The organism is Micromonospora sp. NPDC050397 (genome assembly GCF_044901685.1).
Classification (GTDB): Bacteria; Actinomycetota; Actinomycetes; order Mycobacteriales; family Micromonosporaceae; genus Micromonospora_G.
Genome location: NZ_JBJDPS010000003.1, coordinates 533,116 through 556,913 on the forward strand (window position 1 = coordinate 533,116; position 23,798 = coordinate 556,913).

The 23,798-nt window shown below is 67.8% G+C and carries 15 protein-coding genes and 1 tRNA gene; 9 read left to right on the forward strand and 7 right to left on the reverse strand.

All coding sequences use genetic code 11. From position 1 onward, the window contains the following. The first annotated feature begins 5 nt into the window (after positions 1 to 5). The 4 genes from ACI2K4_RS13430 to ACI2K4_RS13445 all read left to right on the forward strand — a co-directional run bounded on the left by ACI2K4_RS13430 (position 6) and on the right by ACI2K4_RS13445 (position 3,636). Positions 6 to 1,643, forward strand: coding sequence for an ABC-F family ATP-binding cassette domain-containing protein (locus ACI2K4_RS13430; protein ID WP_404510922.1), 1,638 nt, complete (start codon positions 6 to 8; stop codon positions 1,641 to 1,643). A 70-nt stretch (positions 1,644 to 1,713) separates the two neighbouring features. After that, positions 1,714 to 2,028: a hypothetical protein gene (locus ACI2K4_RS13435; protein ID WP_404510924.1), complete on the forward strand. Its 315-nt coding sequence runs from the start codon at positions 1,714 to 1,716 to the stop codon at positions 2,026 to 2,028. 116 nt (positions 2,029 to 2,144) lie between these two features. Continuing rightward, complete coding sequence (locus ACI2K4_RS13440) at positions 2,145 to 2,867, forward strand: methyltransferase domain-containing protein (RefSeq protein ID WP_404510926.1); 723 nt, start codon at positions 2,145 to 2,147, stop codon at positions 2,865 to 2,867. Between the two features lie 157 nt (positions 2,868 to 3,024). Beyond that, positions 3,025 to 3,636, forward strand: coding sequence for an NADPH-dependent FMN reductase (locus tag ACI2K4_RS13445; protein WP_404510928.1), 612 nt, complete (start codon positions 3,025 to 3,027; stop codon positions 3,634 to 3,636). On the opposite strand, the gene ACI2K4_RS13450 is transcribed toward ACI2K4_RS13445, so the two are convergent. After that, positions 3,627 to 4,307, reverse strand: coding sequence for a TetR/AcrR family transcriptional regulator (locus ACI2K4_RS13450; RefSeq protein ID WP_404510930.1), 681 nt, complete (start codon positions 4,305 to 4,307; stop codon positions 3,627 to 3,629). The genes ACI2K4_RS13445 and ACI2K4_RS13450 overlap by 10 nt on opposite strands. A 170-nt stretch (positions 4,308 to 4,477) precedes the next feature. Between ACI2K4_RS13450 and ACI2K4_RS13455 the strand changes: the two genes are divergently transcribed. Beyond that, on the forward strand, positions 4,478 to 6,727 hold the full coding sequence (locus ACI2K4_RS13455) for a HelD family protein (protein WP_404511812.1): 2,250 nt from the start codon (positions 4,478 to 4,480) through the stop codon (positions 6,725 to 6,727). Here the strand turns inward: ACI2K4_RS13455 and map are convergent. Then, complete coding sequence (gene map / locus ACI2K4_RS13460) at positions 6,711 to 7,481, reverse strand: type I methionyl aminopeptidase (RefSeq protein WP_404510932.1); 771 nt, start codon at positions 7,479 to 7,481, stop codon at positions 6,711 to 6,713. The genes ACI2K4_RS13455 and map overlap by 17 nt on opposite strands. 67 nt (positions 7,482 to 7,548) lie before the next feature. Here map and ACI2K4_RS13465 point away from each other — a divergent pair, with 67 nt between their 5' ends. After that, positions 7,549 to 7,851, forward strand: coding sequence for a helix-turn-helix domain-containing protein (locus tag ACI2K4_RS13465; protein WP_404510934.1), 303 nt, complete (start codon positions 7,549 to 7,551; stop codon positions 7,849 to 7,851). 97 nt (positions 7,852 to 7,948) lie between these two features. Here the strand turns inward: ACI2K4_RS13465 and ACI2K4_RS13470 are convergent, their stop codons facing one another. The 5 genes from ACI2K4_RS13470 to pglX (ACI2K4_RS13490) all read right to left on the reverse strand — a co-directional run bounded on the left by ACI2K4_RS13470 (position 7,949) and on the right by pglX (ACI2K4_RS13490) (position 14,662). Continuing rightward, positions 7,949 to 9,079, reverse strand: a complete 1,131-nt coding sequence (locus tag ACI2K4_RS13470; protein ID WP_404510936.1) for an amidase — start codon at positions 9,077 to 9,079, stop codon at positions 7,949 to 7,951. A 158-nt stretch (positions 9,080 to 9,237) separates the two neighbouring features. Beyond that, complete coding sequence (locus ACI2K4_RS13475; protein WP_404510938.1) at positions 9,238 to 10,035, reverse strand: SAM-dependent methyltransferase; 798 nt, start codon at positions 10,033 to 10,035, stop codon at positions 9,238 to 9,240. Between the two features lie 109 nt (positions 10,036 to 10,144). Beyond that, positions 10,145 to 10,363, reverse strand: coding sequence for a hypothetical protein (locus ACI2K4_RS13480; RefSeq protein ID WP_404510940.1), 219 nt, complete (start codon positions 10,361 to 10,363; stop codon positions 10,145 to 10,147). A 327-nt stretch (positions 10,364 to 10,690) separates the two neighbouring features. Beyond that, positions 10,691 to 10,763: transfer RNA gene (locus tag ACI2K4_RS13485), tRNA-Arg, on the reverse strand. 614 nt (positions 10,764 to 11,377) lie between these two features. Next, positions 11,378 to 14,662 carry a BREX-2 system adenine-specific DNA-methyltransferase PglX gene (pglX, locus tag ACI2K4_RS13490; protein ID WP_404510942.1) on the reverse strand — a complete coding sequence of 1,095 codons (3,285 nt, stop codon included), beginning with the start codon at positions 14,660 to 14,662 and terminating at the stop codon, positions 11,378 to 11,380. 165 nt (positions 14,663 to 14,827) lie between these two features. Between pglX (ACI2K4_RS13490) and ACI2K4_RS13495 the strand changes: the two genes are divergently transcribed. The 3 genes from ACI2K4_RS13495 (at position 14,828) to pglX (ACI2K4_RS13505) (ending at position 23,775) form a co-directional block, all read left to right on the forward strand. After that, positions 14,828 to 15,031, forward strand: a complete 204-nt coding sequence (locus ACI2K4_RS13495; protein ID WP_404510944.1) for a hypothetical protein — start codon at positions 14,828 to 14,830, stop codon at positions 15,029 to 15,031. Between the two features lie 969 nt (positions 15,032 to 16,000). Continuing rightward, positions 16,001 to 20,218, forward strand: coding sequence for a BREX system serine/threonine kinase PglW (pglW, locus tag ACI2K4_RS13500; RefSeq protein WP_404510946.1), 4,218 nt, complete (start codon positions 16,001 to 16,003; stop codon positions 20,216 to 20,218). 2 nt (positions 20,219 to 20,220) lie between these two features. Further along, a complete protein-coding gene (gene pglX, locus ACI2K4_RS13505; RefSeq protein WP_404510948.1) occupies positions 20,221 to 23,775 on the forward strand; it encodes a BREX-2 system adenine-specific DNA-methyltransferase PglX in 3,555 nt (1,184 codons plus the stop codon). Positions 23,776 to 23,798 lie beyond the last annotated feature (23 nt).

Below are 23,798 nucleotides of genomic sequence, written 5' to 3' on the forward strand. Positions count from 1 at the left end.
GTCTCATGAGTGCCACGCTGGTCGCCAAGGACCTCGCCGCCGGACACGGTGACCGTGTCCTGTTCACCGGGCTCGACCTGGTTGTCGCCCCCGGCGACGTGATCGGGCTGGTCGGTGTCAACGGCGCCGGCAAGTCGACCCTGCTGCGTACCCTCGCCGGGCTCCAGCCGGCCGAGCAGGGCACGGTGCAGCTCAGCCCGCCGGGCGCCAACGTCGGCCACCTGCCCCAGGAGCCGGAGCGCCGGCCGGCCGAGACCGTCCGGGAGTTCCTGGCCCGACGCACCGGGGTCTGGGCCGCGCAGGCCGCGCTGGACCAGGCCACCGAGGCGCTCACCGCCGGAGCACCGGGCGCCGACGACGGGTACGCGGACGCGCTCGAACGCTGGCTCGCGCTCGGCGGCGCGGACCTCGACGAACGGGCCGGACAGGTGGCCGCCGAGCTCGGTCTCGGGGTCGACCTCGACGCCCCGATGACCGCCCTCTCCGGTGGTCAGGCGGCCCGTGCCGGGATGGCCTCGCTGCTGCTCAGCCGGTACGACATCTTCCTGCTCGACGAGCCGACCAACGACCTCGACCTGGCCGGGCTGGACCGGCTGGAACGGTTCGTCACCGGGTTACGGGCCGGCACGGTACTGGTCAGCCACGACCGGGAGTTCCTCACCCGTACCGTCACCCGGGTGCTGGAACTGGACCTCGCCCAGCAGCAGGTCCGACTCTACGGCGGTGGTTACGCCGCCTACCTGGAGGAGCGGGAGGTGGCCCGCCGGCACGCCCGCGCCGAGTACGAGGAGTACGCCGACACCCGCGCCGGGCTGGAGGCGCGGGCGCGTACCCAGCGGGCGTGGATGGAGAAGGGCGTACGCAACGCCCGGCGCAAGGCCCCGGACAACGACAAGATCGGCAAGCACCTGCGCGGCGAGACGAGCGAGAAGCAGGCGGCCAAGGCCCGGCAGACCGAGAAGCTGATCGAGCGCCTGGAGGTGGTCGAGGAGCCGCGCAAGGAGTGGGAGCTGCGGATGGAGATCGCCGCCGCGCCCCGCGCCGGTACGGTGGTGGCCGCACTGCGCGGGGCGGAGGTGCGACGGGGCGGGTTCACCCTCGGGCCGGTCGACCTCCAGGTCGGCTGGGCGGAGAAGGTGGCGATCACCGGGGCGAACGGTTCCGGCAAGTCGACCCTGCTCGGCGCCCTGCTCGGGCGGCTGCCGCTGGCCGCCGGGCACGCCTCACTCGGGCCGGGGGTGGTGGTCGGCGAGGTCGACCAGGCCCGTGGACTCTTCCTCGGCGACCAGCCGCTGCTGGACGCGTTCGGCGCGGCCGTCCCGGAGCTGGCCCCGGCCGACGTACGGACCCTGCTGGCGAAGTTCGGGCTGCGGGCGGCACACGTGCTCCGCCCGGCGGCGACCCTGTCGCCGGGCGAGCGGACCCGGGCGGCGCTGGCCCTGCTCCAGGCGCGCGGGGTGAACCTGCTCGTGTTGGACGAGCCGACAAATCACCTCGACCTACCGGCGATCGAACAGCTCGAGTCGGCGCTGGACGCGTACCCGGGAACCCTGCTGCTGGTCACCCACGACCGCCGCATGCTCGACGCGGTCCGGACCACCCGGCACATCGAGGTCGACGGCGGGCGGGTCACCGAACGCTGACGCCGGTCCGCCCGCTCGACGCGCCGTCGCGTCCGCTTGCCGAGCGGCCAAGATAGACGACAATGAGCCCATGGTCCAGTTCGAGTACGCCCTACTCGTGCGGCGCCGGCAGGCGCGGCTAGAGGACACCGGTTGGGAACTGATCTACACCTGGTACGGCCCGGACGGCTCGATGCTGGACGTCTCGGCGTACGGCGACACCGCCCTGGAACACCTCAACCGGGCTGGCCTCCAGGGCTGGGACCTGGTCGCGGTGACCGACGACAGCAGCCTGGAGGGCACCGCCGAGCTGCACCGCTACCACCTCAAGCGGGTGCTCCAGGCGGCGCCGCCACGGCAACGGCTACGCGCCGGTCGCCTCGGTCGGCGTCCCTCCCCTCGCTGACCCGGCCCGGCGTCCCCCCCCGCGCTGCCCCGATCCGACGCACCGGGCGGGAATCCGGGCGGGGACCTCGGCATAACCGGGCGGATCGTGGGTAGCCGGCGCCCGGAGGTGGGCGCATGGTCGCGTTGGCACGCACGGCAATCCCCGGGGAACGGCTCCGGGCGATCGACGGTTTCCTCGCCGGGGCCTTCGCCGATCTCGCCAAGCATGACAACCGGCTGCGCGGGCTGGATGTCGAGGTCCGCTTCGACCGGGGCGTGGCGCACCTGACCGGCGACGTCGCCGACGCCGAAGTGCTCCGCCTGGTACGGCAACTCGTCGGTCAACTCGAAGGGGTGCTCGCGGTCTGGTCCCGGGTACGGGTCGCCGGCCGGGAACCGGTCGTGATGGATCTGGGCTGCGGCGCGGCGAAGCAGTACCCGGGCAACCTCGGTCTGGACCTGCGCCGGGCGGACGGGGTGGACGCGCAGGCGGACCTTTCCGGCGGACTGCCGATCGCCGACAACTCGGTCGACGTGATCTTCACGGTGCACATCCTGGAGCACCTGATCGACTTCCTGTCCCTGGTCGACGAGTGCCACCGGATACTCCGGCCGGGCGGGGTGCTGCACGTCATGAGCCCGTGGTGGGGGCACGTCAACGCGGTCGCGGACCCGACCCACGTACGGCTGCTCGACGTACAGACGATCAAGGGGATCTGCACTCGACCACCGGGCACCCCACGCTGGTACCCGCTGCACGCCGGCTGCGACGGAGCCTCGATCTTCGCGGACATGACCCCGCTGGCGGCGAACGACCCGGAGCCGTCCGAGAGCCACATGGCCCGCTTCTTCGACTGAGCCCACCTGTCCGCCCGAGCCCACCTCATCGACTGAGCCTGCCGGCGGCCCGCTTCCGATCCGGTGGGATATCGATCGATGACGGTAACGTCCGTGAGAGGCTGGTCGGACCGGACCGGGACCGCCCGCATCGCTTCGAGAGGGGACGTGCGCGCTCATGCCGAAGCTGTACGTCATCATCGCCAGCACCCGACCCGGCCGGGTCGGCCTCCCGGTCGGCCAGTGGTTCGTCGACCGGGCGGAGCAGCACGGCGCCTTCGACGTCGAGCTGGTCGACCTGGCCGAGTGGGACCTGCCGATGATGGCCGAGCCGCACCATCCCCGGATTCGACAGTACGAGAGCCAGCAGGCGCTCGACTGGAGCGCAAAAATGGACGTTGGTGACGCGTACGTGCTGGTGATGCCGGAGTACAACCACAGCTTCACGGCACCGCTGAAGAACGCCGTCGACTACCTGCACCACGAGTGGGCGTACAAGCCCGTCGGCCTGGTCAGCTACGGCGGGATCGCGGCCGGCACCCGGGCCCAGCAGGCGATCAAACCAGTCCTGCTCACGCTCAAGATGGTGCCGCTGAAGGAGTCGGTCATGATCCCCTACGTCGGGAGGCTGCGCAGCGAGGACGGAACCGGGATCACGCCGACCGAGACGATGGAGTCGATGGCGACGGCGCTCCTCGACGAGTTGGCCCGCTGGGCACTGGCACTCAAGCCGATGCGCGAGACGCCGTCCGTCCTGACCCGCCCGCAGGGGATGGTCGCTCAGTCGTAGTAACCGGCGTACGCACGCCCGAGCAGGTCGTACGCGTGGTCGGCGGCGACGACGGCGTCGCCGTACTGCTCGTCCGCGGGGCGGCCGTCGACCAGCCGGCGCCAGTTCTCCCTGGCCAACACCCGTTGTACGGCGACCACCTGGCTGGCCGCGAGTCGAGCCGTCATCATCGCCGCACCGGCTGCGTCCCCGTCCCCGATCAGGTCCGCGTGCACGATCGCGTCCCGGTCCGCGCCGAGCGCGTCGGCCAGCGCCCGCTCGTCGCGTTCGGTGTAGAGCAGCACCGCCGCCCGCAGACCGGGCGACGAGAAAATCATCCGGTGGTACGCGAGCACCTCGGGGTGGTCGTTGAGGCCGGTGACGGGGTCACGGGCGCGCAGCCCGTCGAGGAACCGTCGACGCAGCGCTGCCAGCGGCGTCAGATCGGCCGGGCGACGGCGTACCACCTCGGCCGCCTCCTCGCGGTGGTCCGCGATCCGGTGCAGCGCCAACTCCTCCTTGCTGGCGAAATACTTGAACAGGGTCGGCTTGGAGACCTCGGCCGCCGCCGCGATGTCGGCCACCGAGACCTGGTCGAATCCTCGGGCGAGGAAGAGGCTGATCGCCGCCGACGAGATCGCCTGCCGGGTCCGCTCGCGCTTCCGCTCACGCAACCCCATCGCCTCTGTCACCACGTCAGCGTACCGGGCTCGCAACCAGGTCAAAAACTTGACTCGGTACTATTATTAACTCGGTTAAGCTTTTTTGTGGTTGTGGCGGAAACGAGGGGGACACCGTGGGCGACGACCAGCCCGGCCAGACCATCGAGGCGGACCCGTCACCGGCGCTCGACGCAAGCCCTCTGCCGGCGCTCGACGCAAGCTCTGTGCCGGCGCTCGACGCGGAACTTGCCCGGGAGCGGGAGTATCTGGCGCGGTCACGGGTCGCCCTCGCGCGGATGCTCGACACGGCACGGCACCGGGTGGCCACCGGAGCGGCGGTCGCCGGCGACCGCTACACCGCCGAGACCCTCGGCCGGATGCTGCGCACCCACGCGAAGGCGTTGGCTGAGGAGCCGGAGAGCCCGCTCTACTTCGGCCGGCTCGACTTCGGCGACACCGAGGCGGCCGGCGACCACCGGGGGGAGCGCTACTACATCGGTCGCCGCCACATCGGCGAGCCGGCGGAGCAGCCCCGGGTGCTGGACTGGCGGGCACCGGTATCGCGCGCGTTCTACCGGGCCAGCCGGCAGGAGCCCGAGGGGGTCACGGCACGCCGCCGCTTCGGCTGGACCCGTACGCTCGACGGACCGGCCGAGCTGACCGGGTTCGAGGACGAGCACCTGACCGGCGGCACCCCGGGACCCGGGCGCGAGGCGCCCACGACGGACCGGCCGAGCCGGCTCGCCACCACCGACGGCTCGAACCGACTCGCCGCGCCCGACGGGTTGAGCCGGCTCGTCGCGGCGGAGATCGAGCGGCCTCGGGTAGGGCCGATGCGCGACATCGTCGCCACCATCCAGCCGGAACAGGATGCGCTGGTCCGCGCCGCGCTGCACGAGTCGGTCTGCGTACAGGGCGCGCCGGGGACGGGCAAGACGGCGGTCGGGCTGCACCGGGCGGCGTACCTGCTCTACACGTACTCGCACCAGCTCAAACGCAGCGGCGTTCTGATCATTGGCCCGAACCGGGCCTTCCTGGACTACATCTCCGCCGTGCTGCCGGCACTCGGCGAGGTCGACATCGCCCAGCGCACCCTTGACGACCTGGTAGCCCGACACCCGGTCCGGGCCGTCGACAGCGTGGAGGCCGAAGCGGTGAAACACGACGTACGGATGGCAGCCGTGCTGCGTCACGCCCTCTACTCGCGCGTCCGTACCCCGACCGAACCGCTGGTCGTTCCGGACGGGTCGTTCCGTTGGCGGGTCTCGGCCGAGGCGCTGCGCCGGCTGGTCGAGGAGGTACGCCAGGCCGATCTGCCGTACGGGCTCGGCCGGGATCGGCTGCGCAGCCGGATCGTGGACCGGCTGCAACGGCACGCCGAGACCCGCGAGGCTCCCGGACCGGGCTGGGTACGCCGGATCAGCCACTGCCGACCGGTGAACGATCTCCTGGCCCGGGTGTGGCCGGCCGTACGCCCGGAGGAGTTGGTCTCGGACCTGCTCGGCCAGCCGGAGTTGCTGGCGAGCGCGGCGCACGCCTTGCTGGACGAACGGGAACGGGCGGCGATCGCCTGGCCCCGGCCACGTACGGCAAAACGGGCCCGGTGGTCCGCCGCCGACCTGGTCCTGCTCGACGAGGCCGCCGGGCTGGTCGAGCGACCGGAGGGTTTCCGCCACATCGTGGTCGACGAGGCACAGGACCTCTCCCCGATGCAGTGCCGCGTGGTGGCCCGGCGCAGCGGGCACGGCTCGCTCACCGTGCTCGGTGATCTCGCCCAGGCCACCACCGCCTGGGCCGCCCGCTCGTGGCGGGAACAGCTCGACCACCTCGGCAAGCCGGAGGCGCCGGTGGTCCCGCTCACCACCGGATTCCGGGTGCCGGCGAGCGTGGTCGAGCTGACGAATCGACTGTTGGCAACGCTGGCGGTGGACGTACCGCCGACCCGGTCGCTGCGGACCGACGGCGAACTCCGCCTCCGGGCGGTGCCCGACCTGGGGGCCGCGGTCACCGTCGCGGTGGCGGACGCCCTCACCCAGCCGGGCTCGATCGCGGTCATCGCCGCGGGTCACCGTGTCCCGGCGCTGACGGCCACCCTGAAGGCGGCCGGCATCGACAACATGACGGTCGACGGCTCGACCGACGACGGCTCGACCGACGACGACACCGGCCACGGCAGGGACCACGGCGGCGCCCGCGTGACCGTGCTGCCCGCGACCATGGTCAAGGGCCTGGAGTACGACCACGTGATCGCGGTCGAGCCGGCGGAGATCGTGGACGGCGAGCCCCGAGGAGCGAACCGCCTGTACGTGGTCCTCACCCGGGCGGTGTCCCGGCTGGACGTCCTGCACAGCCGCCCACTCCCGCCGGTCCTCGTATCCGCCGGTGGGCGCAGTTGTGGCGGCGGACCGAGTGGCCTCCACGCCACGGTCGCGCCTATCTCGGCAGGGTGAGAACCTCGGCTCCGTCGTCCGTGATGGCGATCGTGTGCTCGCTGTGCGCCGTCCGGCAGCCGGTCGCGCTTCGCAGTGTCCAGCCGTCGGGGTCGGTGACGAGTTGGGCGGTGTCCGCCATGATCCATGGCTCCAGTGCCAACAGCAGCCCGGGGCGCAACCGGTATCCACGGCCGGGCCGACCGTTGTTCGGAATGTGCGGGTCCTGGTGCATCGTCGATCCGACGCCGTGACCGCCGAACTCGGTGCTGATGGGGTATCCGGCCTCGCTGAGGACCGTACCGATGGCGTGGGAGATGTCACCGACGCGGGCCCCCGGCCCGGCCGCCGCTATCCCCGCGCCCAACGCGCGCTCGGTCGCGCTGATCATCGCGACGCTCTCCGGGGGCTTCGAGTCGCCCACCATGAAGCTGATGGCCGAGTCGGCGACAACTCCGCCCTTGGAAACGGCAAGGTCGAGCGTCAGCAGATCGCCGTCGGCGAGCGCGTAGTCGTGCGGCCGCCCGTGCAGTACGGCGTCGTTCACCGATGTGCAGATGTAGTGGCCGAACGGTCCGCGCCCGAAGGACGGCTCGTAGTCGACGTAGCAGGACTCCGCTCCGGCCTCGACGATCATCGCCTTGGCCCACCGGTCGATGTCCCGAAGATTGGTACCGACCGCACTGCGGCCCTTCAAGGTCTGCAATATGCCGGCGACCAGGGCGCCCACCTCCCTCGCTCGCGGCAGCTCGGTGGGGTCCAGGATCTCGATCATGCGGCACCCTTACTCGTACAACCAATAAGTATCCCGGCCATATTATCCCGGTACTACAATCGGCACCATGGTCAGGTTGCCGCTCAGTCCCGCGGAGGTCGAGCGCGGACAGCGCCTCGGCGCCCTCCTGCGCCGGGCCCGGGGGGAGCGTTCGATGCTCCTCACCGCGCTCGCCGCAGGCGTCTCGCCGGAGACCCTCCGGAAAATCGAGTCTGGTCGCGTCGCCACCCCCGCCTTCCCGACCATCGCCGCGATCGCCGACGTCCTCGGCCTCTCCCTCGACGCGATCTGGTCGGAGATCAACCAGTCGGACGGCCGGGTCGAGCTCACGACATCGGGCCACACCGTGGATCAACGCTTGGCCTCGTAGGCCCCGACGCACACGGCTGCCCGGTCCCGAAAGCTCGACCCGTACGGCTCGCTGGTTTCGTAGGCTGCCACCCGGACGGCTCGCCGGTCCGGCGTGGCTAGGTCAGCGCCCGCTCGACCAGCAGACCGGTCGCGCAGAGCAGTTCCTCGCCGTTGACCGGGCCGACAAGCTGGAGACTCGGCGGCACCACCGCGCCCGCCACCGACGACCCCGACTGCGGCACCGGTAGCGCCAGGGCCGGCACGCCCGCCAGGTTGATCGGGGCGGTGAGCTGGGTGAGCGGGAAGCCGACAAAATCGGTCAGCGACGGTGGCGGCGCGACCAGCGTCGGCAGCGCCAACAGCTCGACCTCGTCGAACAGCTCTGTCACCTCCCGCTGCCAGGCACCCCGGGCGGCCAGCGCTTCGGCCAGGGCATCGGCGCTCACCTGGCTGCCCGCCACCAGACCCCGGTTGGCGAACACACCCAGCCCGTCGGCGTCGAGCAGCCTTCGATGGCACCGCCACAGCTCGCCGAGCACAATGGTCTCGAAGGACTCGAAGCTGGACTCCCAACCGCGCAGGCGTACCTCGCGTACGGTCAGCCCGGCGGCGCCGAGCGCGGCGTCGACGGCCTCCTCGACATCCTTCCGTACGCCGGGAATCCGCAACCGTCCGACCACGCCGGCCGGGGCCGGGACGGGTGTGAACCCGGGTTCGAGCAGTCGCATGGCGGCAACGATCCCGGACACGTCGCGGGCGATCGGGCCGACGATGTCGAGGCTCGGCGCGAGCGGCCAGACGCCACCGGTCGGAATCCGCCCCCAGGTCGTCTTGAGCCCGACAATCCCGCAACAGGCGGCGGGGATGCGCACCGAGCCACCGGTGTCGGTGCCGTACGCGAAGTCGACCTCGCCGGTGGCCACCGCGACCGCGCTGCCGCTCGACGAGCCGCCCGGGATGAGCTCCGGCGCCAGCGGGTTCACCGGAGTGCCGAACCCCTCGTTGTCGCCGACCGGGCTGAGGCAGAGTTCGGTCAGGTTGGTCTTGCCCACGATGTACGCCCCGGCCGCCCTCGCCCCGGCCAGGCAGTCGGCGTCGGCGAGCGCGGGTGCGGCAGCGTTCCGTACGGCCACCGAACCGGCCGTGGTGACCACACCGGCCATGTCGATCGCGTCCTTCACGGCCACCCGTACGTGATCGTCAGCCGAGTCGTCCGGCGGCTCGAAACGAGCGATCCAGGTCGTCACGGATTCGAACGTACGGGCACCGACCCGGAGCCGCGAGCCGTTTCCCTGCTCCCCGCTTGCGCTGGCTCAGGAGAATGAGCAGGCCCAGCCCAGCCCAGCCCAGCTCGGCCCGACGCGGCGCCGGCGAGGGCGAGGTCGCCCCACCTGGGAACATCCCGTCAGCGCAGGTGGCCGACCCCGGCGTGCAGGCCGGAACGACGCGGCTCCTCGAAGGCCGGCTCCTGCGAACCTGCCCTCGGCCGCCACTGGCTGATCCACATGAGGCCCGGGTCGACCAACTCCAGGTCCCCGAAGAACTCCGCGACCTGCCCGCGATCCCGAGGTGTCGGCCGAGCCGCCGTCGTCTGCTGGTACGCCGCCTGTAGCTTCGCCACCTCCTCGGCGGTGAACGCCTCAGTCGCCCCGTGTGAGATCGCCAGGTAACTACCCGGCGCCAACTGGTCCCGTACCGTGGCGACCGCGTCCCCGGCGAGCTGCCCGTCGGGGACGAAGTGCAGCACCGCGGCGAGCAGCACCGCGACCGGCTCGTCGAAGGTGAGCACCTTGCGTACGTCCGGCGCGTCCAGCCGACGCAGCAACTCGCCGGCCTGGGTCAGATCCGCCTCCACCACGATCGCCCGGGCATCGTCACGAAGGGCGTCAGCCGCCTGCCGTACGGTCTCCGGGTCGATGTCGACGTACACCACCCTGGCGTCCGGCCGCACCGCCCGGGCGATCTCGTGGGTGCTTCCCACGTCGACCATCCCGGACCCGATGTCCAGAAACTGCCGTACGCCCTCCCTGGCCAGATAGTCGACCACCCGACCGAGCCACGCCCGGTTCGCCTGCGCGACCAGCGGTACGCGAGCGTTGGTCGCCACGATCCGGTTGGCCGCATCGCCGTGCCGGCCGTCAGCGTCAGTCACGTCCCGGTAGATCTGTGGCACGGTTGCCGCCACTTCCTGGTCAGCGCTCACTGCACTCCCTTTCCGGCCGCTGGTTGCCATGGCGAATCCTCGGTCCGTGGCAACTGACAGTCCAGTTTCGCCGTCGGCTCGCGCTCACGCACCCATCGATCGCGCATCCCTAGCCGTCGAGCAGCTCGGGCAACGCCGTCACGTACGGGAACACCTGGATGATGATGCGATGGCGGACGACAGCCCTCCCGTGATCGCGATCAACAATCGCGGGCTGACGCTCAGTGTTGATCCGGAAGGCCGGTGGATCGTCTCGGCGGGCGACGGACGTCGCTGGCCAGCGACGGAAACCCTTGTCTGGCTGCTGCCACTGCTGGAGCGGCAGCACGAAGACCTGAGAGCCGATGTCAACGGCTCGGGCGTCCGATCCGCCTCCTTGGGACGACCTCGTTCGGTACGCAATGTCCAGCGGGTCCGACTACTGGGTAGGCCTCGCACTGGGCTGGCTTGAGGACGGCTATCCCGCTGCCCCGCTTCGCGACGCCCTGCAATCGCTCAAAGACGCGCCGCACCGTACGCAGCCGATCCGGCACCGGACGCTGCGGCTCTGGCGGAAGCTACCCAGCCTCTGAGCGGAGCCCGTCAAGGCACCCTGCCGCTGTTGGTCGAGGCCCCAGGACCGCTGGTCAGGTGAAAGTCTTGCTGATCTTCGAGGTGCCCCCGGCAGGATTCGAACCTGCGACACACGGTTTAGGAAACCGACGCTCTATCCCCTGAGCTACGAGGGCGCAAGCCAACAGGGTACCTGCCTGCGGTCGGTAACCGTCGACGGGGAGCGGTAGGCGTCGTTAGTCGTCGGTAGCCGTCGCAACCCCGACCAGGGACCCCACGCGGACCCCACGACCCAACTGATGATCTTGGCGTGCGGTCACGTCACCGAACAGCGGTAGCCGTCGTCAATCCTCAACGAACGACGGTAATCGCCACGGCCCCCACACCGCTCCCACGCATGATCAACAACTCGCCGCATCGAAGTCATGTCGCCATCGAGCGCGATCGTTGTGGGTGCGGTGTTCTGACACTGCCGGACGGTGCCCGCAGCCGTCATGCCCGCAGCTGCCGCGCGTGGGCGCGGGACGGCGCAGCCCTGCCAGAAAATCTGTCCGCCGCGTCCAGTCCCTTCGTCTCCCGCCGCGTCCACACGCCAGTCTTCGCCAGGGCCATGAGGGTGGCTACGGCACATCCGCCGATGCCCAGGACTCGTTCTTGACGCGTCGACTCAGCGCCAGGATCGAGGCATCCAGCCGCTCCTGGCGAGCCCGATAGCGTCCAGCACCACCTCCTGCAGCCCGAGCGGAAACTTAAGGGTGTCGATCTCGTAGTGGAAACGCCACTACATCGCTCAGATGTGCTTGCGAGGACGCCCACGCTTCGATTTCAGGGGACGCCAACCGCGTAGATCCTCCTCGGTGACAACCCACCGGGCCATCAAGTCGTCCAGCAGCGTGCGGTGGCTCTCGTACTGCTGGTCGCTACACCATTGCTTCACCCACGGCAGCAACTCGAGCAGACCGGCGAGCAGCGGAACGCCGTCATCGCGAGTCGGCGCGGCTGACGCGAGGTTGGACAACACCATTGCCCGGTCCTCGACGGACCAGCCGGCCCACCCCACCATGGCGTCCTTGATGGCGCCTCCCGAGCGAGCATAGGACACGAACCTTTCGCCAGGCACGTCGTACTTGCCACGGTGTCGCCAGTAGCTCACCTTCAGGAAGTCGGCGCTGCTGTATTTCGGTGGTAGCGGAACCGGCATGGTAAGACCCAGGTCCTGTTCCCGTTGCAGCCGCCACGTCTCCTCCCACGCAGCGCGCTTCCCTATGCCTGAATCTCGATAACGTAGGGCGGAGAGGTAGGGGACAACCTCGTCTGCGAACAGGCCCCTCACGACGTCGACCAGCGGTTGGCCTGGTGCGTACAGCTCAGCGGCCTGGATGATCGCCGGGTCCTCGCCCAGCAGCTCGGCGAGCCTCATGATCGTTCGCGGTTGTGCACGCCTTACTCCGTCTGCGTCGTCGTACCAGAGTTCGGCCGTCTCGCACCTGTCGAGCAACCAGGTCCGTACCGCACCGGCCTCCATGACGTCCCAGCCCGGGGAGGCCCATCGTCGTTTGAACTCCGGCCGTTCCAGAGTCCGCAGCCGACTGTCCCGCTGCATCGCGTCGACGCGCCGCTTGACCACCTCACGGTAGGACGCCGGCCAGTGCGCGGGCAGATCGGTGGTCGGAAGGCCGCCGTGCCGCACAAACCAAGCAGTGTCCAGCTCGCCGACGACCAACTGTCGAGCCATGACGATCTCGAAGGCTCGCTCGCCGAAGCTCAATGGCGGAACGGCGGAGGCAGCGGCCAGCAGGCCCTCGTCCTCGGTTACGCCATACCGGAGATAGACCTCCCAGTCCAGCTCCTCCTGCAGGGCCACCATGCGGGCGCGGATAGCTTCCCAACGGGAACGAGCCGTGGAGAAGCCTTCGCGGCTCGGGGACTGGTGGCTGAGGACCGCCGCGGGAGTGGCCTCAGACAGCTCCCGGGCGAGCCGGTCCAACTCATCGGCGTACGTGGTGTGCAGTTTCTCGGGCAATGGGAGCTCACGCAGCCGGGTGGCGGCGATCTCGTAGAAGGCGTCCCAGTGTTCGCCGGTGCCAGTCTGGTCGAGGCCCGGCTTGCCCTTGCTGTTGCTGCCCTGCTTCAGCCAAAAGCAGACCGAAGAACTGTTGAGCCATGCGGTCAGGTCAGTGCGGCGCTGTTCCGGCGCGTCGGGGGGGAGTTCGATGATCGGCGCGGATTGCAGTGGCACCTCATCCCTATGCAGGGAGGCGAAGTGATTGTGGGTGGCAACCCAGGAGTACGTGATCAGCCGGTCGTGCGTGCCCCTCCGACCGACGAACTGATGCCAGTCGTACCAAGGTCTTCCCCTCTTGTCGGGAGATCCCTCGAAACCGGATGGGCGGTTCTGCAGCACCAGACTGTACGGCCACAGCCGTCGTAGATGCGCGGGATGCTGCTCGATCGAGACAAATTCGCCCGATGAATCGTACGGGCAGAAAGCGTAGCGGTCGGCCCGGGCGTTCCAGTCCCGGACCTCGGAGCCGGAGATTACGCCCACGAGGGCGTTGTCAGCAGGAACTCCCAGCGTCGCGAACGTGTGACGTGGCGCGGTGAAGATGTCATCCGATCCCGTGTTGGCGAAGTATCCGATTCGCACCACATAGTCGTCCAGTCGACGTGGCGCGCCGGCGATCTCCGCGAGGACCTCGTCCGCCTCGCTAGTCGCAATCCTCAGCGGAAACGAACGGAGTTGCTCCTGGCTGACGTAGCGAGACGCCGACCACGTGTCGGCGCGACCAGGATGCACCGTCTGTCGCAGCAACGATCGCCAGACCAGGGCCTGAGCAGGATCGGACGGGACAGCCGGCTCGCCACGCAGACCGGCCACGGTGAGCACCGGTGCCGCGGCACGAGGCGGCTCATTGCGGCCGATCAATATCACGGTGGGCGTGCCGTGGCCTGGAATGAACGCGCCCGAAGTGTCGATGATGTGCGTGAGCGCGACCCGGTGCCCGAAGAACTCCTCGACGAGCCTTCGACCGAACTCGCGCTTCATGAACGAGTTGGACGTCAGCTGACCAACATGGCCACCGGGCCGCGCCAACTGGAAGAGCCTCTGCGAGAAGGGGATCGTGAGGGCGTACCTGCCGACGCAGGCGTCGTACCGGGCGCGGTAGACCTCGTCGAGGATCTTGTCCCGCACCGTGGTGTAGGGCGGATTGCCCACCACCACATCGTAGTCGCCACCGAAGGGGTCCTCGACCAGCGAATCGGCGACGGCTACCGAAAACCGCCAGTCGAACCCGGCAACCTCGCTGAGCCTCGTGGCGCCACACGCGCGCACCGCAGCCATGAGCAGGCGGAACCGGGTGATAGCCACGGCGAAAGGGTTGAGATCCACCCCGTGCACGGAGCGCAGCGCACGACCGACCAGATCCTCGACAGCAACCGTGGGAGCGGTCCGCTGCCAGACGGAAAACAGCCGCGCGAATGCCTCCAGGACAAAATGCCCCGACCCGCAGACCGGATCCATCAGGCGGAGGGCCTCATGCCCACGCTCCTGGATGGCAGGTTCAAGCGTGAGATCCAAGATGAACTCGGTGATGAAGGCAGGCGTCTGCAGTAGGGCGTACTGCTTGGTGGCGCTCTCCTCGATGACCTGGTAGAGGTCGCCTAGGAAGGCGGTGTTCAGGTCTGCAGTGGCGAGGTCGTGCGCCTTTTCTCCGTCCGCCTCGGGGCGGTTCCACAAGGCGACCAGGTGGCCGGCCATCTGTTCCGAGACCGGCAGGTCGAAGAGCACGTTCTGCCCGCGGTCGAACAGCCCGGTCCCCGGATCGACCGCCGCGAAGGACTCGAACCGGGAGAGGAGCCAGGGCAGCGGCTGGTCCGGCGCCGCAGTTGCCGATGGTCGATCGATCAGGCGGTTGTCCTCCGCGAACCGCACGAACAGGGTGCCCAGCACCCACCCGACCGCGGCTTGGTCGACCTGCGCGTCCGAGACGTCGCTGGCGCGGGACGCGCGTAAGTCCTCTTCAACAAGCCGCACGAGCCGGCGCAGATGGGTGGATAGCTCCGGGGTCGACACCCTGAGACTCGCCTCCTGAATTTTTGACTCGTGTTAGAACACTGGCTACTCTACCCCCACTGCTTCCCTCCGCCGCACGCCGCTCGCCTTCGACAGGCGCGGACGTGCACCGGTGCCCGACAAGCATCCGGGAACAGCCGGAGGCCACGAAAGGACGGATCGGCAATGACTCCTCCGACGCGCCCCCTCTGGCTCGCGGTGATCCTCGTCTTCAGCCTCATGGTGGGCGCGGCCGCCGGACTGCTGACAGGGATGAGCTCGCGAGATCCGGTGGCCGGGATCTTCACCGGGGCCGCCGGCTTCACCGGCACCGTGCTCCTCTTGCTGGCGATAGCGGCGTTCCTCACCCCTTCCCCCGGCCGGCCCTGAGACTTCGGATACGCAGCCGATGAGCCACACGCGAGCCGCTGGACCGGGCCGGCCCAGCGGCGCTCGCGCGGTAGGCCCCCATGCGGGTGCCCAAATCCTCGTCCGTCCTGCTCATCCCCTTCCTTGATCACCGTGATGAGTACGATGGAGCCTCGAATTCACTCGACCGGACGCGACGGCGATCTTCATCGAGCGCTGGACGAGGATGACCGGTTGTGCCGTCCGACTGACCTACCTCGGCGTGACCAACACCCTCGCATCACTACGGGGAACATGCCGTGCACCGCCGCCTACACCAGCGCCCAGGCCGAAGGCGCGGGAGCCGCAGAAACCTGCGTCCACGAAGCCGCTGCGGCTGCGGCCCGGCTCGCTGGCGACCAGACTCCGACGGGCGTCGTCCCGTTCAACCCCACCACCGTCGGGATCTACCGCATCGGTATCCACATTTCCTCGGCGACACCGGCACCGCCTTACAGAGCGTGTGAGCGTGAACACGGCCCCGCCACCCAACCCCCGGCACTCCACTAACAGTAGGCGGCACGACACACATGGCCACACAGTCCAACTCATATGCTTTGTGGGCAAATGTCTCACCTACCAGGACTGCCGCTGAGACGCTCGACCCTTGGAATCGGCCTCGCCATACTTCGTGACCGATGCCCTCAAATCGCCCATACTGATAACTACCAGTCGAATTCGGAGCACCCACCTCCGCCGCCGAACAGGCTCTACGTCTTCGAGAGAGCGGCTCGAGCCGGACGGCGCGGCCGTCAACATCTACCGTTGCTCAGCCATCCGTCTGTACCCCTCTGACCAATCAGCCAACACGAATCCCGCGGATGTACATCTCCCTCGTAGGACGGCAACTTGCTGAGCGGGGACGATGGCCATCCGATGCTGACCGGATATGCTCCTGCGGCCGGGGAGGTAGGTTCAGGGACGAACCAGGCGCGGTGCGGAGGGTGAACGGTGGCAGAGGCTGGGCAAGACCGGTGGATCGAGGTCTCGCCCTCGCAGTTTCCGCATGAAGCCGAGGGGCTGGCCCTAGTTCGTGCGATCATGCCCAACGAGACGCCGTTTCGCGCCTGGTCGAACTTCGAGTTCCGCGATTCGCGGGGTCGATGGCACGAGGTAGACCTGCTTCTTCTCGGTCGCAAACAGCTCCACCTCATCGAGCTCAAATACTACTCTGGCACCCTCCGCGGCGATGATCAGCGGTGGGCCCGCGACGGTCGGCGCCCCGAAAATTCTCCGCTCAAGCTGGCCCGGCGCAAAGCGCAGTTTTTCGCAAGCAAGCTGAGGGACGAGTTGCGTCTGTGGGCGCAGGAGCAGAACGTTCAGATTCCCGACGAGCGAGACGTCATCCCGTTCGTGCAGGAGGCGGTGTTCCTGCACCATCCCGACCTGCGCTGCGACCTCAGCCGGTCAAGCGCGGTTAACCTCTACGGCCTGGATGACCACAGCTCCCAAAGCAACCTAACCAGCATCTCTGAACTGGTGCTCGAACCCGCGGGGCGGCGGGCAATCGGACCGAACCAGGAGCACATTCTGGTCAAGCTGCTCGAACGCATCGGCCTCGTACAACGCAGGGAGCGTGAGGCAGGGTCCTGGGTTATCGAGGACCAGGCCATCGACTCTGACGAGGGCTGGCAGGACTGGCTCGCCTACCACCGGGTGGTCCAGCAGGACCGTGCCCGGATCCGGTTCCGAGTCCTGCCACCGACTGCTGGCCAGCAGGAGCGCGCGTCGGCCCGGCAGATCGCGGAGCATGAGTTCCGCATTATGTCCCGGTTGCAGCACGACGGGTTGCTGCGTCCGCGTGACTTGGTCGAATCCGAACTAGGCATCGGGCTTGTATACCCTTATGACCAGCAATGGCAGCGCCTCGACCTATGGCTGGCCGGCCAGGATCAGGGTGTGCCGCTGGCAACGCAGTTGTCGATGATTCGCCAGATCGGCGAGGCGCTGCAGTACGCCCACAACAACCGGGTCGTACACCGCGGGCTGATTCCGCCCGCGGTGTGGGTGCGTCCGGTTCCCGGTACCCAGAGCGACGTCAAGGTGCGGGTCGGTGACTGGCGGGGCGCTGGCAGCGTCCAGAACACCTCGGCCGCCAATCCTTCGCTCCACGGGGTGACCTCTCTGGTCGACGCCGCCCTCGCGAATCACGGCTCGGAAGAGGCCGAGGTGTTCAGCGCCCCTGAAGGGGCGTGGAGCGCAGACGCCGACCGTATCCGGCTCGATGTTTTCGGCCTGGGCACACTCGCCTTCTACCTGATCACCGGGAGAGCGCCGGCACCCAGCCGGAGCGCTCTCAAGCAACGACTGCGCGACCAGCACGGCCTCGACCTGGCGATCGAGCTGCCTCAAGTTCCGTCGACGTTGCGATCGCTCGTCCTCAAAGCAACTGATCCGGCGCCCAGCCGTCGGACAGCCGACGTCGCGACCTTCCTGTCGCAACTCGCCGCGGCCGAGCGCGACTCCGCGACCTCAAACGAGGAGACCGATCCGCTTGAGGCGACACCCGATACGGTCCTCGACGGACGGTTCCGGCTGATCCGGCGCCTCGGGCAGGGCTCGACTGCTGTGGGTCTGCTCGTGCAGGATCTACAAGTCGACGGAAACGGCGAGTGTGTCCTGAAAGTGGCCCTCGACGAGACCGCCGCGACCCGTCTCGACGACGAGGCGGAGGCGCTGCGGCGCCTCGACGCCCCCCGCATCGTGAAAATTCTCGAAGGACCGCTTGTCGTCGGAGGCCGGCGTGCTCTCCTACTCGAAAGTGCCGGTCCGGAGACTCTCACGACCGCGCTGCGGGCGCGTACGCGCCTGTCAATCGACCTACTTGAACGATACGGAACGGACCTGCTCGACAGCCTCGTCACGCTGGACAAGGCCGGGATCGACCACCGAGACATCAAGCCTGCCAACCTGGGTGTACGGGAAAGCCGCGGCGACCGCACAAAGCATCTGATCCTCTTCGACTTCTCGCTGACCCGGGCTGCGGCCTCCGCTCTCCAGGCCGGCACCCCGCCGTACCTCGACCCGTTCCTCACGGGCACACGGGACCGGTACGACTCGGCCGCGGAACGGTATGCCGCCGCCGTGGTTCTCTTCGAGATGGCGACCGGCAGCACGCCCGTGTACGGAGACGGCGAAGGCGACCCGGGGAGCATCCAGGACGAGGCGACCATCAGGCCGGAGATGTTCGACACTACGCTGGCTGGCGACCTGGTCGACTTCTTCCGCAAGGCACTGGCCAGCGATGCCAGCACCCGGCACCACACCGCGGAAGGAATGCGGGCCGCGTGGCTGACGATTTTCGCGCAAGACGCCACGACCGAGCCGGACGAGTCCTACGACGAGCTGGCAGCCCAAGCCACACTGACCACGCCGCTGCGTGACTCCGGGCTGACTGCTCGCGCCTTGTCGGCGCTGGAACCCTATGCCGTCCAGACGGTCGGCGAGCTACTGACGGTCGACCCGGTGCAGCTGTCCCGCCTACAGGGCGTCGCGAACGCAACTCGTTTGCAGATCACCTCGCGTATCAAGGAGTGGCGCGCCCGGCTCGGCGCTGAGATCCGCACGACCGAACGTGGCGGTCCGGAGCTGACTCCGACCGACGCCGCAGATATGTTGCTCCGCGTGGTCGCCACACCCCGCTCACCGTCACGCGGCGGAGTCGTCCGCTTGATCTTGGGATTCGACACGGCGATCGATGCCTTTGCGACGCACGCTCAGCTTGGAGCGAACCTCGACGAGCCGGTGCAACAGTCGCGCATCACCACGCTGCTCGGAACCCTGCAAGAGCGGTGGGCCGGGGATCACGATGCGCGAGCGCTTCTCGACCGCCTGGCTGAGTCCGTCTCGGCCCGCCTCACCGAACTCGGCTCGGTCGCGACAGTTGCCGAGTTGACTCGTACGGTGATCGAAACGCTGCGGCCTGGAACGCATCCGGACGAGCGGCTGGCTCGTGGCCTGCTCCGCTTCGCGTTGGAACGTCGCAAGGCGATGAATAAGGCCGACGGCTCGCAGCCGCCCGTCTGGGTACGTCGGCGCGCGGGAGTGGTCACGCTGCTGGCCGAGGAGCAGACGCTGTGCGATGTCGCCGAGTCACTCGCCGCAGAGGCGGACCGCCTGGTCAACGCAACCGGCGGCGCCGCGAATGCGGTCATTCCGGCCCAGCGCGCGCAAGCCCGCCTCGAAGCGGCCGTCCCCACCGAGAGCGGATGGCCGCAGGCCCTCGCCGACCCGCTGCGCCGGGTGACTCTAGCCGCCGCGGCATCGACCTTCGCTGCTGCCTCAGGTGCCGGCGACCTGCACCACCGCGATTTCACCGCAGTCGCGGCCTTGGCCCAGACGTTTGCGGACTTCGGCGGGCAGCAGCTCACTCCGGACGAGATCCGCGAACGAGTACGGGTCCGGTTCCCTGCCGTGCCGGAACTGCCGCGGAGGCCAGCGCTCGACAATCTGATCACGGACGCCGGGCTCGGCTTGACCTTCGACGACCGGCTGCGGGTCTACCGGGCCCTCCACACCGGCGCCGCGACAACCGGGCTGGATTCCCGCTCGGCGACCAGTCTCGCAACGACCACCTCCCCAGTAGGCACCACGACCGCGCTGGGCGCCCGGCTGGAAACCTCGATCGGCAGCCGCTCGTTCCTCGCGCTCGGCACCCGCGCCGATCGTCTGGGTCGGCTGATTGACGCCGCCCAGGCCCAGTACGGGGCGACGACGGTCGACCTCACCGGTGTGTTGCTGGACGCGCTACGCTCGGTGTCCGCGGCTGCCAACGTGCCCTGGGATCTGGTGCGCGCTGCCGACGCCGAACGGGAGTCGAGCCGTCCCCGCCGCGGCCTGGAAGAGCTAATCCGCAGATCCTGGCCCGAGGTCGAGGCCGCCGTCGAGCGGGCGCTCGCTGCGGGACGTGAGGACTCGCCCGTGCTGCTCACGGATGCCTCGCCGCTCGCCCGCTACGACAAGATGGCGCTACTCACCCGCTGGACCGACCTGGCCGCCCCGCGCCGCCGGGCGGTCTGGCTGCTCGTGCCGCAGCTCAACGGCAACCACGGTCCTGTGGTCGACGGCCGGCCAGTCCCGCTCGCCGCGCCCAACCAGTTCGTCAACCTCGACAACGAGTGGATCGACAGCTCGGCTGCCCTGAGCGCAGCCACCCAGAAGGAGCAGTAGCAATGGCGGTCTCAACGGGGTTGACGGCAGCGCTCAAGAAGGTGGTCCTTGATCTGGAGGACGACCTGCGACAGCGCGTTGTTTCGCAGCCCGACGTCTTGGCGAGATGGGAACAGGAGCACAAGGCTGCGGAAAGCCGCGAGCGGACGGCCATGTCGTGGCAGGAATGGCGCGACGACCGGGTGACACAGGCGGCCGTCGCCTGGGTGCTGACCACGGTCTTCGTGCGTTTCTGCGAGGACAACCGCCTACTCAAGCCAGTCTGGATCGCCGGACCCGCCGACCGCCGGCAGGAGGCCCTGGACGCGGAACTCTCCTACTTCCGCGCCCATCCCGAAGACACCGACCGGGAGTGGGTGCTCCAGGCGGTCGAATACTTGCGAAACACGAAGGCGACCCGGGACCTGGTCGAGTCGCATTCGCCGCTGTGGACAGTCTCTCCGTCCGGTCAGGCCGCCAAGCGGCTCATTGCCTTCTGGCGCGAACGCACCGCCGACGGCGATCTCGTCTGGGATCTCGCCGATTCAGACTTGTCGACCCGATTCCTCGGCGATCTGTACCAGGACCTATCCGACTACGCTAAGGATACATTCGCACTGCTCCAGACACCGGAGTTCGTCGAGGAGTTCATCCTCGATCAGACGATGGCACCTGCGCTCGCGGAGCGGCCTCTCGAAGGCTTTAAGCTCATCGACCCCACCTGCGGGTCGGGCCACTTCCTCCTCGGAGCATTCACTCGGCTCAACGATCGCTGGGCCGCGCACGCGCCGGGCATGGAGGTCCAGGCACGGGTACAGGAGGCGCTCGACGCCATCCACGGTGTCGACCTCAACCCGTTTGCCGTCGCTATCGCACGCTTCCGCCTCATGCTTGCCGCTCTCCGGGCGGCAGACCTGAGATTTCTGGAGCAGGCACCTGCGTTTCATTCCCACCTTGCGGCAGGCGATTCCTTACTGCACGGGCGGCCACAGCTAGCGCTGGAGCTGCCCGGCGTAGAGGATTACGACGCTGGTCTCAGCGGTTTCGCCTACGCGTCGGAGGACCTAGCGGCGCTGCGTTCAATTCTGGAGCCAGGCAAGTACGACGTCGTGGTGGGCAACCCGCCATACAAGCCCGTGAAGGACGGGAAGCTCAATGCGGCCTACCGCGTTCTTTACCCGACTTGCAAGGGCGCGTACGCACTGACAGTCCCGTTCATGGAGCGTTTCTTCCAACTTGCCAAACGGGCTGTGGGAAGCCAGCCCGCAGGATGGGTTGGTCAGATTACGTCGAACTCTTTCATGAAGCGGGAGTTCGGCTCCCGATTGATCGAGGGCTTTCTTTCCAGACAAGACCTGAGGCTCATCGTCGACACCTCAGGCGCCCATATTCCTGGGCACGGAACGCCGACCATTATCCTCACAGGGCGCCCGCAAGCGCCCATTGGGGATACGGTCAAAGCAGTCCTTGGCGTTCGAGGCGAGCCGGGGCAGCCGACTGACCCGGCTAAGGGTTTGGTCTGGACGGCTATCGTCGACAACATCGATCTGGACGAGTTCGAAGAAAGTACCTACATAACCATCACCAAGCTGCCGCGGAAGGCACTATTGACCCATCCGTGGAGTCTGACAGGGGGCGGGGCAGACAAGCTCCTTGCCGCCATTGACGTGCCCGACAGTCGCCGACTGCAAGCCGTGCTGGCCGATATCGGAAGCAGCGTAGTAACCAGAGCCGATGATATGTATTTGATTGGGCGGGAAGCCCTGCTGCGAGCAGGCGTGTCGCTCAGCCATGTCATGCCGTTGGCGGACGGGGACGACGTCCGCGATTGGAGCCTTCTTGCGGGTACATCTGCAGTGTGGCCATACAACCCCGAAACCCTTAATGCAGAGATTGAACCAGCCATACAACGTTTGCTTTGGGTTTCTCGAACCGAACTGTCTGGCCGCGTTGCCTACGGCAAGACGCAATTGGAGCGAGGCCTCGAATGGTTCGAATACTCAATGTTCTTTCGAAACAGATTCTCGGGAAATTTAGCGATCGCCTGGTCCGGCCTTGCGACACATAATCACTTCGTCTTGGGTCGAGGTGGCCGCCTCTACAATCGGTGGGCTCCGCTTATCAAGCTGCCAGAAAGCGCAACGGAGAATGACTACCTTGCGCTGCTCGGCGTATTAAACTCCTCAACCGCCTGTTTCTGGCTCAAGCAGAACAGTCAAAACAAAGGAAACGGTGGGATCGGCGGAGGAATTGGCGATGAGAGCTGGGAGCCACGTTATGAGTTCACGGGAACGACGCTGAAAGACTTCCCGTTGCCGACAAGTTTTCCAACCGAACGCGCGACGGTTCTTGACCATATCGCATCGAATGCCGCGAGTCGCTTCAAAGCGGCAATCGCCTCAAGCTTGAAGGTCCCGACATCTTCTGCGCTCGAGAAGTTGCATGCAGACGACAATGCCATGCATCGCAGAATGATTGCCGAGCAAGAGGAACTCGATTGGGAAGTTTATCGCTTGTATGGATTAATCGAGGAGAACCTTACTGTTCCGTCCGAAACGTTACCTGAGCTGCAGTTGGGCGAGCGGGCGTTCGAGATAGCGCTTGCACGTAAGATTGCGACAGGTGAAGAATCGACGCAATGGTTTGCGCGTCACGGATCGACTCCAGTTACGGAGATTCCCAAAAACTGGCCGCAGGCATATCAGGCGGTTGTAAAGCGACGGCTTGATCTGATCGGGTCGAACAAGTTCATCAGTTTGCTCGAGCGTCCAGAGTACAAGCGACGGTGGGTCACCGAGCCGTGGGAGAAGCGGATCGAGAAGGCCTTGCGGGCGTGGCTGCTCGACCGTCTTGAGGCACGCTCGTACTGGTTCGACGCCCAAGGGCGGCCAACCGCGCGATCGGTCGCTCAGCTCGCTGACGTCGTGACCCGCGATTCCGATCTCGTCTCCGTCCTGCAGCTCTGGGACGGCCGCAAGGACCGGTCGGTCACCCAGCAGCTCTCGACGCTGCTGGACACTGAAAGCGTGCCCTTCTTGGCCGCGTACCGACTCAAGGATTCTGGACTTCGGAAGCGTGAAGCCTGGGAGCACACTTGGGATTTGCAGCGCCGCGAGGACAAGGGTGAGGAAGTCGGCGAGATTCCGGTGCCGACGAAGTACACGACCGCGGACTTTCGGAAACAGTCGTGGTGGCAGCACCGGGGCAAACTCGATGTGCCCAAGGAGCGGTTCATTCTCTATCCGCACGCCGGCCGCGAGACCGACCCCACCCAACTGCTGGGCTGGGCCGGCTGGGACCACACTCAGCAGGCCCTAGCCCTAAACGCGGTCATCGCCGAGCGGGAGGCCGAAGGTTGGGCCGACGATAAGCTTGTCCCCTTGGTCGCTGGACTCGCGGAACTCCAGCCCTGGGTGCGGCAGTGGCACGACAAAACCGACCCCACCTATCAGCTCAACCTGGCCGACTACCTGGGAGAACAGCTGCGCGGTCGCGCTCATCAGGTGGGCATGACCGTCGAGCAGCTTGGTGCCTGGAAGCCGCCGGCCGATATGCGCGGTCGTAGGGCGAGGGCTTGAGGGAGACATCGGAGCCATGACGA

Coding starts and splice junctions, on each gene's coding strand:
- ACI2K4_RS13430 (WP_404510922.1), top strand. CDS start 6: ATGAGTGCCACGCTGGTCGCCAAGGACCTCGCCGCCGGACACGGTGAC.
- ACI2K4_RS13435 (WP_404510924.1), top strand. CDS start 1,714: ATGGTCCAGTTCGAGTACGCCCTACTCGTGCGGCGCCGGCAGGCGCGG.
- ACI2K4_RS13440 (WP_404510926.1), top strand. CDS start 2,145: ATGGTCGCGTTGGCACGCACGGCAATCCCCGGGGAACGGCTCCGGGCG.
- ACI2K4_RS13445 (WP_404510928.1), top strand. CDS start 3,025: ATGCCGAAGCTGTACGTCATCATCGCCAGCACCCGACCCGGCCGGGTC.
- map (WP_404510932.1), bottom strand. CDS start 7,481: ATGATCGAGATCCTGGACCCCACCGAGCTGCCGCGAGCGAGGGAGGTG.
- ACI2K4_RS13465 (WP_404510934.1), top strand. CDS start 7,549: ATGGTCAGGTTGCCGCTCAGTCCCGCGGAGGTCGAGCGCGGACAGCGC.
- ACI2K4_RS13495 (WP_404510944.1), top strand. CDS start 14,828: ATGACTCCTCCGACGCGCCCCCTCTGGCTCGCGGTGATCCTCGTCTTC.
- pglX (WP_404510948.1), top strand. CDS start 20,221: ATGGCGGTCTCAACGGGGTTGACGGCAGCGCTCAAGAAGGTGGTCCTT.